Genomic DNA, 12,549 nt, shown 5'->3' on the forward strand with positions numbered 1-12,549 from the left:
CAGGCACTGGAAATCGCCGTAACTGCATGTCAAAAGCCCTGCGTTACCACAAGGATTTCGCCCATGCGCCGCGCCAGCATCAGCCGCCAGACCGCCGAAACCCGGATCACGGTCGAGATCGACCTCGACGGGACCGGAACTTATGACAACCGGACAGGCGTCGGTTTCTTCGATCACATGCTGGACCAGCTCGCGCGCCATTCGCTGATCGACATGACGATCCGGGCCGAGGGCGATTATCACATCGACGATCACCACACGGTCGAGGATACCGGTATCGCGCTGGGACAGGCGCTGGCCCAGGCGCTTGGCGACAAGCGCGGCATCCGCCGCTACGGCGAATGCCATCTGCCGATGGACGACGCACAGGTGCGCTGCGCGCTGGACCTGTCCGGCAGGCCGTTCCTGGTCTGGAATGTCACGCTGCCGACGCAGAAGATCGGAACCTTCGACACCGAACTGGTACGTGAATTCTTCCAGGCCTTCAGCACCCATGGCGGCATTACCCTGCATGTCGACCAGCTGCACGGGCTGAACAGCCACCATATCGCCGAGGCGGCCTTCAAGGCCGTGGCCCGCGCCCTGCGGCAGGCAGTCGAGCCCGACCCGCGCAAGGGTGACGCCATCCCATCGACCAAGGGCACGCTTTGATGCTGACCGCCATCATCGACTACGAGTCGGGCAACCTGCACTCGGCCGAGAAGGCATTCCAGAAGATGGCGCGGGAACTGGGTGCAGGCGAGGTCGTGGTGACCTCCGATGCCGAAATCCTGGCTCGGGCCGACCGCCTGGTCCTTCCCGGCGATGGCGCCTTCCCGGCCTGCGCTGCCGAGTTGCGCGGGCACAAGGGCCTTTACGAGGCAATGGTCGAGGCGGTCGAGCAGAAGGGCCGCCCCTTCCTCGGCATCTGTGTCGGCATGCAGCTGATGGCGACCACAGGCCACGAATACGAGAATACACCCGGCTTGAACTGGGTTGGCGGCGACGTGGTCCGGATCGAACCGTCCGACGCCACCCTCAAGGTGCCGCATATGGGCTGGAACGACCTCGTGATCGAGGCCCGCCATCCGGTGTTTGACGGGATTGAAACCGGCGACCACGTCTATTTCGTGCATTCCTACCATTTCCGCGTCGGCAATCCCGCGCACCGGCTTGCCCATGTCGATTACGGCGGGCCCGTGACTGCGGTGATCGGGCGCGATACGATGGTGGGCATGCAGTTCCACCCGGAAAAGAGTCAGGCCATCGGTCTGCGCATGATCGGCAATTTCCTCACCTGGCGCCCCTGAGGCAAGGCCGCACGCCCGGCATGGTGCATTCGGGCTTCTTTCTGGTCGGAAATACTCCCGCCGGAGGCGTCCGCCCCCTCCGCTTGCCCTGTCGGGGCGAGGGACTCTCGCAGCCTGGCGGCGCGCGCCCTTGCGGCCACGCCTTGGGCACGACGACGGCCCGGACAAGCCGCCCCCGCCAGCAGGCCGGGCTCAGTCGCGCCACTTAACACCTGATGGCCAAGCGATCATGCGTCCTTATCCCGGACAAGACCGAGGCCAAGGCGCTGCGTTTCGCCCTTCCCGACAACCGCCCGGCCCGGGAAAATGCACCGGAGCGGTCCGAACCTGACAAGGTCCGGCAGCAGGCCCGGCCCCGGCCCTGCCAGCATCCCGAAGGGTCTTAATTGACGCGCATCCAGGTCTGGCCGCGGCAGATGAGGCCGCCGGCCACGCATCCCTTTACCGTCAGAGCGTCTCCGTCGAGCGACATTTTCGAACTGTATGTCTTGTCCGAATCCGGGGCCCAGATCTGACCGCCGGAGTAGGAACCGCCGCCGCCCGGCTGCATGTCCCAGAGCATGCGCTTGCCCTTGTGCTCATAATCGGCCTGCTCGATGCCATCCTTGTCATAAGCCGTCTTGATGGTGCCGCAGATGCTCGGTCCGCATGGGGCGACCGCTACATGCAGGTATCCGCCGCTATCGCCCGGTTCGGTCTTCCACGTCCCCGCCGCAGGATCGGCGGCAGCGGCGCCGGCAAACCCGAGGCCGAGTGCGGCCGCAAGAATCAGTCTGTTCATATCCCAACCTCCTGTTTGCGGGCAGTTTGGCGCGCTCGGTGACTATCGGGCAAGGCTGACTTTGGGTCGCGTTGCATCCCCTCGCGGTCTTGTGCCATATCGCGCCCGACACACAGCAGAAAGCCGCTTGCCATGATCCTCTATCCCGCAATCGACCTCAAGGATGGCCAGGCCGTGCGTCTCGTGCATGGCGAGATGGATCGGGCCACCGTGTTCAACGACGATCCCGCCGCGCAGGCGCGCGCCTTTGTCGAAGCCGGATGCGAATGGCTGCATCTGGTCGACCTGAATGGAGCCTTCGCGGGCGAGCCGGTGAACGCCGCCCCCGTCGAGGCGATACTGGCCGCCTGCCCGGTACCGGCGCAGCTGGGCGGTGGCATCCGCGACATGGCCACGATCGAGCGCTGGCTCACCAAGGGGCTGGCGCGCGTCATCCTGGGCACAGTGGCGGTGGAGAACCCTGAACTGGTGCGGCAGGCCGCGCGTGCGTTCCCCGGCAAGGTCGCAGTCGGCATCGACGCTCGCAACGGGAAGGTAGCGACCAAGGGCTGGGCCGAGGAAACCGACGTCATGGTCACCGATCTGGCCAGATCCTTCGAGGATGCGGGCGTCGCGGCAATCATCTACACCGATATCCTGCGCGACGGTGCCATGAAGGGGCCGAATATCGAGGCCACCGCCGAACTGGCCCGCACTGTCTCGATCCCGGTGATCGCCTCGGGCGGGGTGTCATCGCTGGACGATCTGATCGCCCTGCGTGATTGTGGCGCGCAGTTGAACGGCGCCATCTCCGGCCGCGCGCTCTATGACGGGGCAATTAACCTGGCGGATGCGCTGAAGGCCCTGAAACAGCGACCTTGATGCGCAATTTCGGACTCGGCGCGTTTACTTGGCCGAAAAACTGAAGGATACTGCCCCGGCAAACCAACGGGTCGAGGCAAATGTTCGGAAACATACTCTTTTCGTTTTTCTTCGGCATGCCAGCCGTTATTGCGTTTCTGAAGCATCGCGACATGCATGATCCGCTGGCCCGCGCGATATTCCTCTATGGCGGGAGTATATCCGTTGTCTGCGTCGCCCTGGTCATCTTGCCGATGCTGGGATGTTCCGGCAACCTGATGACCGGCTACGCGGCCTGCGCCGGTGGCGCGGGCGCCACATCGGCGGCAAACGCGCTTTTGCCGCTGAGCATTTCCGGCGCCTATTTCTATCTTTTCGCGGGTCCCGTACTCATCGCCCTCGCCTTGTTCATCGAGCGTTCCGCGACCCGTCGCAAAAGCGCGGCCTGAACAGGCCCGCAAACCGGCGGGGCATCGCCAGGCATGCCGCGGATATTCGAGGCCCCAACGGCCTTTGGTGGAAAACAGAATTCCAACAACGCCTTGAGCGCTCCGCTTTCACACTTGCGGGTACTCAGATTGCATCGGGGCGCCTCCCGAAGTAAAGACAGGCAAGCTCCGCCGACAACGAGACCATCATGCTGAAAACACGTATCATCCCCTGTCTCGACGTTGCCGATGGACGCGTGGTCAAGGGGGTGAATTTCGTCGGCCTGCGCGATGCCGGCGACCCGGTCGATGCCGCCCGCGCCTATGACGCGGCAGGCGCCGACGAAATATGCTTTCTCGACATTCACGCCACGCATGAAAATCGCGGCACCATGTTCGATGTGGTCAGCCGCACGGCGGAACAGTGTTTCGTGCCACTGACCGTGGGCGGCGGTGTGCGTACGCAAGAGGATGTGCGCGCTCTGCTCTTGGCAGGCGCCGACAAGGTCAGCTTCAATTCCGCAGCCGTGGCCAACCCCGATGTCATCGCCGAGGCCGCCGACCGGTTCGGCAGCCAATGCATCGTCTGCGCCATCGACGCCAAGACCGTGGAACCGGGCCGCTGGGAGATCTTCACCCATGGCGGGCGCAAACCCACCGGTATCGACGCGGTAGAGTTCGCCCGCCTCGTCACCGCCAAGGGGGCGGGCGAGATCCTGTTGACCTCGATGGACCGGGACGGCACCAAATCGGGCTTCAACCTGCCGCTGACCCGCGCCATCGCAGATTCTGTCGATGTTCCGGTCATCGCCTCGGGCGGGGTCGGCACACTCGACCACCTGGTCGAAGGCGTGACCGAGGGTCATGCCAGCGCCGTGCTCGCGGCCTCGATCTTTCACTTCGGCGAATTCACCATCCGCGAGGCCAAGGAACACATGGCCGCCGCCGGCATCCCGATGAGGCTGACATGAGCATCCTGCACGACCTTGCCGCCACTATCGAAACCCGCAAGGGGGCCGACCCGGACAGCAGCTGGACCGCCAAGCTCTTGGCCAAGGGGCCCGAGAAATGCGCCGAGAAATTCGGCGAGGAAGCCATCGAGGCGATCATCGAGGCGGTCAAGGGCAACCGTAACGGGCTGGTCTCGGAAGGCGCCGACGTACTGTATCACTTCCTGGTAATGCTGGCCGCGCGCGACGTGGCGCTGGAGGATGTGCTGTCCGAGCTTGCTCGTCGGCAGGGCACCAGCGGCATCGCCGAAAAGGCCGCGCGGCCAGAGGGTTGACCGGCGGCTTCCGGCCGCTACGATTCGGAAACATATTTCGACCACAGCCGAGGCCGACCATGTTCAACATCAGGGCACTGCTTGCGCCCCTTCTCGTCCTTCTGTCAGCGGCCTGCTCTGAAACGCAATCCGTCACCCAGAATGACGTGAATGCGCTGGCGCAGCAAATTCGCGCGCTCGGTCCCGGAGTGGACCCTGCCGAAGCGCAGAGAGCGGCGGAAATCTCCTACAGTTACGGTCGTCAACTGGCACGTGAATACAACGTCACCAGCAGCCCAATCATACACAATGCCAAGGTTCTCAACGGCTTTCGGGAACGTGGGCTATGTGTGCATTACGCCCAGGACATGCAAAAGCGCCTGAACCAGGAGAATTTCCGCACCCTGTCCATTCATCGGGCCATTGCCGACCCCGACAGCATCTGGCGCATCGATCACAGCACCGCCATCATCAGCCGGCGAGGCGACGACATGTTCGACGGCGTCGTTCTTGACCCCTGGCGTTATGGGGGCGAGTTGTTCTGGGCCCCGACGCGCGCGGACACCCGCTACAACTGGCGTCCGCAGCGCGAAGTGCTTGAGAAGAAGGCAGCCGAGAAACTGGCCGCTCAACCGATCTGAAGCGTCACAGTTTCGATGAGATGATGCCCGTGGCGAACCCACCCATGCGCAACTCGCCAAAGAGGCGCTGATACTCGATCTTGGGACAACGGTTCTGGATCACGTCCACGCCCCGTGCTTCGGCCATGGCTGTGGCCTCGGCATTCTCGACACCGATCTGCATCCAGACCGTCTTGAGACCCGGAAAGGCTTCAAGCGCCTCCTCGACGATCGGGGGAACCGCTTCGGAGCGGCGGAAGATATCGACCATATCGACCGGGGCGTCGATGTCGCGCAGGCTCGCGCGCACCGTTTCACCAAACAGGCGCGCCCCCGCGTGGCCCGGATTGACCGGAATCACGCGGTAGCCCTTGAGCCCCAGATACCGGGCCACATAGTAGCTGGGGCGGACCGGGTTCAGCGACACCCCCACCACCGCGATCACCTTGGTACGTTCCAAGACACGTTTCAGAAATTCGTCGGAATACTGTTGCATGGCCGAATGGTTAGTATCCCAAGCGCGCAATGCAAGCCTCATTCGCGACACATCCCGAGCGATTACAAAAAAAGCCCAGGCAAATGCCTGGGCTCTAGGTGTGGAACGAGGGACAGTGAAATGACCCGCGGCAGTTCCATTCCGCGGTCACTGTGACATTTAGGCAAACTTCACGCAAAAAAAAGAGGTTGCCCGTCAATTTTTGATGACGCCCTGATTCACGGCGAAAATCCGCCGCCCGGCTCCCTACTGGAACAGCACACGGGGCCAGTTCTGCTGGGCCAGCGCGATGTTTCCCGGTACATCCTGCGACCAGAGGCTGGCGACTTCTGCGGAGTGTATGAGATAGAGCTTGTCGCCAACGATCCGCCAGGCCTGAGGATCGGTTTCCGTCAGATAGCCACGCCCGACGGCATAGGCGCAATAACCGCCGTATTGCGGAGCAAATGCACGCGGATTGGCTTCGAACATTTCACGGTTTTCGTGGCTTGCGAACTGCCAGATCGCATCCTTCCACAGCACCGCGATTTCGGGCGAGCCAGGCGACGGCGTACCTTTTCGGAAATACGCCACCGTGTCGAACCCCCGAATGGCTACGCCACCCGGCGCGAAATACATCGGCGCATCCGCCCGCGCGGCGGAACCGAGCGCAACGGAGGCGAGACCAGTTATGAAAAGGCGGCGGCTCAGCATCGGCCTTCTCCATGTTTCAGAGCGGATTTCAGACCAAAGCAAACTGCCCGTTTCGGAAGGTTTGGAAAAGACCGTTAACGGATATGTGAACCGAACGTGCGCCTGCTCCGGCGCTTTTGTTCAGTCGAAGATATCATCTATGGCGTCGGACACCTTGTCGAACAGGCGATGCGCCAGGCTTTTCTTCTTTTTTCGGTTCTTGGGGCGCGATTTTTCCACCTTCGTTTTCTCGCGCCGCGTTTCGGCATGAATCGGCGCCGTGGTGGCGGGAATCATGCGGCCTTCGACCCGTTTCACCGGCGCGCCGCAACTGCCGCAGTTGAAAACGCCGGGTTTGCCCGGGGCCAGTCCGGTACGGCTGCCGCAATAACAACAGGTGACGATTTCAGCGCCCAATGCCCTCTCCGACGATCCTCAATGTTCCCTGGATGCATATAGGGCGATGGCGGCCGCATTCGAGACGTTGAGGGAACCGAACCCGCCTGCTGCGTCGATCTTGACCAGCTTGTCCACCGTTTCCTTGGTCTTTTGCCGCAGGCCCGGCCCTTCGGCTCCCAGGACAAGCGCCACCGCGCGGTCCCGCCGACCGACAAGCGCGGCCTCGATGGTCTCATCGGCCTCACCGTCAAGCCCAAGGACCAGATAGCCCATGTTCTGCAATTCCACGATTGCTTCGGCCAGGTTGCGCACGCGCAGATAGGGCTGGCGCTCCAACGCGCCGCTGGCGGTCTTGGCCAGCGCCCCCGTTTCGGGAGCGGAATGATGGCGTGTCCCGATCACGGCGCTGGCGCCCAGAACCTCGGCCGACCGCAGAATGGCCCCCACGTTGTGCGGGTCGGTCACCCGATCGAGCAGAATCACCCGCGGGACCTCGCGCCCTACACAGACGTCCTCCAGCCGGCCCCAATCGAGCGGCTTGACCTCGAGCGCCGCCCCCTGATGCACCGAACCCGGATCGATCGGGGCGCTGAACCTGCGCGGGTCCACGATCTCGGGCTCGATGCCCGCGGCAGCGATCGCCTCGGCAAGCTTGTCACGGGCGTTCAGCGTGACCATCAGGCGCAGTTTCACCCGGTTGGGGTTCTCCAGCGCATCGCGCACGGCGTGCAGGCCGAACAGCCAGACGGTCTCGGCTGCGGCCGCTTTTTTTGCTTGTTCCTTCTCGACAACCCATTTCGGTTTCTTCATTTCCTGTGCCCTCCGGGGCCTGCGAAAGTTTCCTGCGCCAAAGCGGTTTTTTACTGTTGACGCTCCTTTGGCGCGCTAGTAATCACGCCTCCACGTCAGGTGCAACGCCTGACAGTGGGCGACAGGCCGCAAGGTGTGGCAGGGGACTGTAACTCCCTCGCGGAGACGCACGCCTGGTTCGATTCCAGGGTCGCCCACCACTCACTCTTTCAATTGCAATGCAAGACAGCCTGCAAGCAGTCTGGTTTTCCCAATGAAAGCTGCGACTTGGGCCGCGCAAGACTGGTACCGCCTGGCGAGAGCAGCCGTTCGGACCAGCTTGAAATTTTCTCGGGCCAGTGGTGGCGCTGCTGATTGAAATGGTTCGAGGTGGAAGATTGAAGGCCGCGGGTTCCTGTGAACTCCGCCTCCGCCTCATGCGCGGCACAGGCCACCACCATGCCGTTGTCGCGGTTTCTCGCAAACTGCCCGTCCGGCAAGCAGTCTCGCCACTGCCGATCCGACACATGAATGCAGCAGCGCCCCCTTGAATGCCAAACCGGGCAGAGAGACGCCTGACCCGGTGAAGTGATCCCACAATGGCAAACGGACTGTTGCGGGATTGATGCAACGGATCGGGTTCTGCCATGACCTAAGGCAATCGGGCCGACCTGTCCTCATCGACCGGACATTCCTTCTGTCAGATCCGTTCGGAGCTTGACCTTCGCGCGCGGTCTGGATCGAGTCGTCGACATCAGTCGCGGACAAGACCAAGAGCGTGACCTTCAGAGGGAGATGACATGGCATTAATGATCGAGATCATCGACAACGAACTCATGGGACACGTCGTGAACGTCCAACACATCGTTGCGATCTCGGACAACAAGTCCGGCGAACGCATCCTGCTGCTTTCAACGGGCCGAGAACTCGTGCTGCATGAAAGCGAAGACATGGTGTCGCTTCTTGAAAGGATACAGGGACTGGAGGATTAGGCGAATTCCGGCGGAAACCGGGCCGCGATTGCCCGACCGGTCCTGTGGTCTTCGGCAGGGCGCGGGATTTTCCGGACGCGCCAAATCCGAAGACCGATGGCACAACAGCCCTTGATGGAGATCAACGCCCCCCTTTTTCCGCGAGATTATGTTAATATTGTCGCAATATTGAGTTGGGGGACACCATGGCAACACAAACGCCCCGTGCGCTGCCGACGGATCAGCTCAGGCAGAGATGCGACCCCGCGATCCTGGAGGGCGTGGGAAGCGACGATTTCCGGGAAGGTGAACTTGTCGGCCAGGAACGCGCGCTTCGCGCCTTGGAGCTTTCTGTCGGGATTCGTCACGCGGATTTCAACCTCTTCGTGCTCGGGCCACAGGGCACGGGCCGCCACGCCACTGTCGAGCGGGTCCTTCGCAGCCATGCGGCATTGCGCGAAACCCCGTGTGACTGGGCCTATGTCAACAACTTTGACACACCGCACAAGCCGGTTGCGCTGAGACTTCCCGCTGGCATGGCAAATCGCCTGAAGGCCGAGATGGAAGGCGTCATCGACGATCTGGCCGGAGAGATACCGGCGATTTTCGAATCCGAGGCGTATCAGACCCAAAGACGAACCATCGAGGAGGAATTCAGCGAACGCCACGAACAGGCGATGGCCGACCTTGCCGAACGTGCCCGCGCCGAAGGCATAACGCTGATCAGGACTCCGATGGGATTCATGGTTGCCGCCACCCGCGATGGAGAGGTGCTCAAGACCGAAGACTTCAAGAAACTGCCCGAAGACGAACAGACGGTCATCGAGGAGAAAGTGGATCGCTTCCAGAACGAACTGGCGGAAATCCTCAGGGAAGCATCCAAACTGGAGCGCGCGCACCGGTCGCAGGTGGAGACGCTGAATGCCGAGATGGCAGAGCGGGCAGTGTCCAGCAGGATCAGCGAGGCAGAGGCGGCGCTGGAGTCCAGCGACGACATCTCCGGCTATCTCGATCGTGTCAGACGCGACATGATCGAGACTCCGGAAACCTTCCTGCAGGCGGCATCGCAGCAGCAGAACGGGCCTTTCCCGGAAGCGGTCGGAAAATCGCATCTGGACCCGATCTTTAGGAAGTATCTTGTCAACGTCATCGTCTCGCACGATCCCGAAGAGCCGCCTTCGGCGCCTGTGATCGTCGAAGATCTGCCGACGCTGGAGCGATTGACCGGACGCATCGAGCACATCTCGCAAATGGGTTCGCTCGTCACGGATTTTTCTCTCATCCGTCCCGGGGCCCTGCATCTGGCGAACGGAGGGTACCTCCTGATCGAAGCGCAAAGGATTCTCACGGAACCTTATGCCTGGGAAGCCTTGAAGCGGTGCCTCAAGAAAGGCTCGATCTCGATCACCTCGCTTGCGGATCGCATGAGCCTGTTTTCCACGACCTCGCTGGAACCTGAACCCATTTCGCTCGACATCCGGGTCGTTCTCGTGGGCGACCGCATGTTGCATGCTCTCCTCGTCATGCTGGACCCCGAGTTTTCCGAGCTCTTCAAGGTGCAGGCGGATTTCGAAGGCTTGGTCGACCGCAACGATCAGACCCTTGTTGGTCTCACGGCAACACTTCGCAGCTTCGCCCGAAAGCACGACCTTCTTCCGCTCAGCGACGCCGGGGCTGCAAGGCTTCTGGACGAGGCCACCCGGATTGCCGACGATGCCAGGAAGCTGTCGCTGAAACTCGGCCCGCTCACGGACCTGCTGCGCGAAGCCGAGCATTATGCCCGTGGGGATGGCAGCGAGACCGTGGGCGAGGCCGATATCGAACACGCCGTGAAGGAACGCGAACGGCGCGCTTCGCGCGTGAAGGACCGCTTTCAGGAAGCCATTTCGCGGCGGACGATCCTGATCGATACGGATGGGGACAGGGTCGGTCAGATCAACGGGCTGTCGGTGATCCAAATGGGCGATTTTCGCTTTGGCAGACCCTCGCGCATCACCGCGCGGGCCCGGATGGGCACGGGGAAACTGATCGACATCGAACGCGAGGTCGAGCTTGGGGGGGCGTTGCATTCCAAGGGGGTGATGATCCTGGCGGGTTACCTCACATCGACCTATGCGCTCGACACCCCGTTTTCCCTGCACGCCAGTCTCGTGTTCGAGCAGAGCTATGGCGGTGTGGACGGCGACAGCGCGTCCTGTGCCGAGCTCATCGCGCTACTGTCGGCGCTGTCGGAAAAACCGCTGCGCCAGGACCATGCGATGACCGGTTCGGTCAACCAGCTTGGCGAGGTCCAGGCCATCGGCGGGGTCAACGAGAAAATCGAAGGCTTCTTTGACGTGTGCGCCGAACGCGGCCTGACCGGAAACCAGGGCGTGATCATACCCGCATCGAATGTCGAACACCTGATGCTGCGCGAACATGTGGTTGAAGCCGTTGAAAAGGGCCGCTTCCGGATCATCCCGATCACGACCGTCGATGAAGGGGTCGAAATCATGACCGGGTGCCCGGCAGGAACCAGGACGGAAACCGGTGAATTTCCCGATGGCAGCGTGAATGCCGCCGTCGAGGCGCGGCTTCGCGCATATGCCCGGGAACGCAAGGCCTTTGGTTTCCGTCCCGGCGCGGGAGAAGATGGAGATAGGAGATGAGCGGAACTATTCGGCCGAAACGTCATCTGCTGGTCGCCGGGATGAGCTTTGCCGATGTCGAGTCCGCGCTCTCCCTCGCGCGCCTGATTGTCGAACGATTACCGGCGACACCGTCCGGTCTGCTGGTCGAAACGCAGTTTGCCAATCTTGTCACGGGCGAAAGGCACAGGATCGTTGCCGCCGGCGGCCTCCTCAGGGAAATACCTTCGATCGAGCAGTTGAAACGGATCACGAGCGGCGAGGCGCGCATGTTGAAGGCTCTCCTGGCCGGTCTGGCCGCCGGTGGCTCGGCGCCCGGCACCTTTGACGTCGCCGAAGGTGACCTTGTCACCTGTGCCTGCGCGGCCCTTGGCGAGGAGGATGTCTTGCTTCTGTGTCAGCGTCGGATCCTCCGTTTGCGGGGCAGCGTCCTGCTCCTCGGAGCGGCAAGCCTGCACTCGGAAACTTCTTTGGCCGTTGCGCAGGCCCTTGCCAGGGCGAATGCCGCCATTCTGCAAGAGATTCCGTTGTCCGATGATGTGGATGAGGCAGCGGTTTTCGCCCTGGTGGACCGCAGCCCCGCCACCGCGATCATCGTGGATCTGAACATCGGACCGATCAGAACCGAGGAAGGCCTCCGGCGGCTGGTCAGTGCGGCCCGCTGCCCCGTGGTCGTGATCGGTGCAAACCGGACCCGGCAGTCGGTGGCGGATACGCAATCCGGCGCCGCCGGAAAATTCGCAACATAGGGCGAAAAACAGGCGCAATGCGCCGTCCGACGATCCCGGTCAACAAGGCGCCGGGCATTTTCCGGACCCTCTGCAAATGGTGCCTAGGCCGCGCGGCTTCTTTCCGACAGAACGCGACGCATCCAATGGACAAGCACCTCGATCTCCGGCTCGAGCTTCTCGGCCGCCCCTTCGGTAAAGGCCAGGAACTTCTCCTCGTTGAGACCGTTGACGCCCAACAGAACCGGCACATCGAGCGCAAGGGCCTCGGCAATCATCGGGCGGAAACCCCGGCCATCGGCTTCGTGCTTGCCGAACTTGTTGACGATCAGCAGATCGGGCCCATTGGCCAGCGCCCCCGAAACCAGCCCGACCGCGCGTTCCAACTCGCCCGGATCCAGGCGGCACCCGCGTGCACCCGCTCCCAGCGATTGCGAGATTCGGATCACTTCGCCCGTCGGCATCACCCGCAGGTCCATGTCGCAATGGGCATTGTCGGCGCATTGGGTGTTGGTCTGCACCACACCGGCGAGGCGCACGCCCTCCGCCTCGAGCCGCTCGGCCACCGCGCTCAGCAGCCGGTCGGTGGCGCCGCGCGCTTGGGTCGTCACATAGGCCAGGTTCATTCCCAACCGTCCTTTCGTT

Annotated in this window: 16 protein-coding genes and 1 tRNA gene; 11 read left to right on the plus strand and 6 right to left on the minus strand. The window is 62.5% G+C overall.

Annotation, left to right across the window (positions count from 1 at the left end; genetic code table 11):
- The first annotated feature begins 63 nt into the window (after positions 1 to 63).
- On the plus strand, positions 64 to 651 hold the full coding sequence (gene hisB, locus BLT75_RS02585; RefSeq protein ID WP_093027447.1) for an imidazoleglycerol-phosphate dehydratase HisB: 588 nt from the start codon (positions 64 to 66) through the stop codon (positions 649 to 651).
- On the plus strand, positions 651 to 1,289 hold the full coding sequence (gene hisH, locus BLT75_RS02590) for an imidazole glycerol phosphate synthase subunit HisH (protein WP_093027449.1): 639 nt from the start codon (positions 651 to 653) through the stop codon (positions 1,287 to 1,289). The genes hisB and hisH overlap by 1 nt, the downstream gene beginning before the upstream one ends.
- A 382-nt stretch (positions 1,290 to 1,671) precedes the next feature.
- Here the strand turns inward: hisH and BLT75_RS02595 are convergent, their stop codons facing one another.
- The gene (locus BLT75_RS02595; protein ID WP_093027451.1) at positions 1,672 to 2,070 is read right to left on the minus strand and encodes a DUF2147 domain-containing protein; all 399 of its coding nucleotides are present in this window, start codon (positions 2,068 to 2,070) and stop codon (positions 1,672 to 1,674) included.
- 132 nt (positions 2,071 to 2,202) lie between these two features.
- On the opposite strand from BLT75_RS02595, the gene hisA reads away from it, so the two are divergent.
- The 5 genes from hisA (at position 2,203) to BLT75_RS02620 (ending at position 5,243) form a co-directional block, all read left to right on the plus strand.
- On the plus strand, positions 2,203 to 2,931 hold the full coding sequence (gene hisA / locus BLT75_RS02600; protein ID WP_093027453.1) for a 1-(5-phosphoribosyl)-5-[(5-phosphoribosylamino)methylideneamino]imidazole-4-carboxamide isomerase: 729 nt from the start codon (positions 2,203 to 2,205) through the stop codon (positions 2,929 to 2,931).
- A gap of 152 nt (positions 2,932 to 3,083) precedes the next feature.
- Complete coding sequence (locus BLT75_RS02605; RefSeq protein WP_143028500.1) at positions 3,084 to 3,359, plus strand: hypothetical protein; 276 nt, start codon at positions 3,084 to 3,086, stop codon at positions 3,357 to 3,359.
- A gap of 188 nt (positions 3,360 to 3,547) precedes the next feature.
- Positions 3,548 to 4,309, plus strand: coding sequence for an imidazole glycerol phosphate synthase subunit HisF (gene hisF / locus BLT75_RS02610; protein ID WP_093027457.1), 762 nt, complete (start codon positions 3,548 to 3,550; stop codon positions 4,307 to 4,309).
- The gene (locus BLT75_RS02615) at positions 4,306 to 4,623 is read left to right on the plus strand and encodes a phosphoribosyl-ATP diphosphatase (protein ID WP_093027459.1); all 318 of its coding nucleotides are present in this window, start codon (positions 4,306 to 4,308) and stop codon (positions 4,621 to 4,623) included. Before hisF ends, BLT75_RS02615 begins: the two co-directional genes overlap by 4 nt.
- A gap of 59 nt (positions 4,624 to 4,682) precedes the next feature.
- Positions 4,683 to 5,243: a hypothetical protein gene (locus tag BLT75_RS02620; RefSeq protein WP_093027461.1), complete on the plus strand. Its 561-nt coding sequence runs from the start codon at positions 4,683 to 4,685 to the stop codon at positions 5,241 to 5,243.
- A 4-nt stretch (positions 5,244 to 5,247) separates the two neighbouring features.
- Here the strand turns inward: BLT75_RS02620 and BLT75_RS02625 are convergent, their stop codons facing one another.
- The 4 genes from BLT75_RS02625 to rlmB form a co-directional block, all read right to left on the minus strand.
- Positions 5,248 to 5,718 (minus strand): CoA-binding protein, encoded by a 471-nt coding sequence (locus BLT75_RS02625; protein ID WP_093027463.1) that lies wholly within the window; start codon positions 5,716 to 5,718, stop codon positions 5,248 to 5,250.
- Positions 5,719 to 5,964: 246 nt separating this feature from the next.
- Positions 5,965 to 6,411: a YHS domain-containing (seleno)protein gene (locus BLT75_RS02630; RefSeq protein WP_093027465.1), complete on the minus strand. Its 447-nt coding sequence runs from the start codon at positions 6,409 to 6,411 to the stop codon at positions 5,965 to 5,967.
- Between the two features lie 120 nt (positions 6,412 to 6,531).
- Positions 6,532 to 6,807, minus strand: coding sequence for a hypothetical protein (locus tag BLT75_RS02635; protein ID WP_093027467.1), 276 nt, complete (start codon positions 6,805 to 6,807; stop codon positions 6,532 to 6,534).
- An 18-nt stretch (positions 6,808 to 6,825) separates the two neighbouring features.
- A complete protein-coding gene (gene rlmB / locus BLT75_RS02640) occupies positions 6,826 to 7,599 on the minus strand; it encodes a 23S rRNA (guanosine(2251)-2'-O)-methyltransferase RlmB (protein ID WP_093027469.1) in 774 nt (257 codons plus the stop codon).
- Between the two features lie 116 nt (positions 7,600 to 7,715).
- On the opposite strand from rlmB, the gene BLT75_RS24290 reads away from it, so the two are divergent.
- From BLT75_RS24290 to BLT75_RS02660, 4 genes are all read left to right on the plus strand, one after another.
- Positions 7,716 to 7,799 (plus strand) — tRNA-Tyr (locus BLT75_RS24290).
- Positions 7,800 to 8,387: 588 nt separating this feature from the next.
- A complete protein-coding gene (locus BLT75_RS02650; RefSeq protein WP_093027473.1) occupies positions 8,388 to 8,570 on the plus strand; it encodes a hypothetical protein in 183 nt (60 codons plus the stop codon).
- Positions 8,571 to 8,755: 185 nt separating this feature from the next.
- A complete protein-coding gene (locus tag BLT75_RS02655; protein ID WP_143028501.1) occupies positions 8,756 to 11,197 on the plus strand; it encodes a Lon protease family protein in 2,442 nt (813 codons plus the stop codon).
- Positions 11,194 to 11,925, plus strand: coding sequence for a hypothetical protein (locus tag BLT75_RS02660; RefSeq protein ID WP_093027477.1), 732 nt, complete (start codon positions 11,194 to 11,196; stop codon positions 11,923 to 11,925). Before BLT75_RS02655 ends, BLT75_RS02660 begins: the two co-directional genes overlap by 4 nt.
- 83 nt (positions 11,926 to 12,008) lie before the next feature.
- Here BLT75_RS02660 and BLT75_RS02665 read toward each other — a convergent pair whose 3' ends face one another.
- Complete coding sequence (locus BLT75_RS02665) at positions 12,009 to 12,530, minus strand: DUF2478 domain-containing protein (RefSeq protein WP_093027479.1); 522 nt, start codon at positions 12,528 to 12,530, stop codon at positions 12,009 to 12,011.
- Between the last annotated feature and the right edge of the window lie 19 nt (positions 12,531 to 12,549).

This window comes from Ruegeria marina (assembly GCF_900101475.1).
Lineage (GTDB): Bacteria > Pseudomonadota > Alphaproteobacteria > Rhodobacterales > Rhodobacteraceae > Ruegeria_B > Ruegeria_B marina.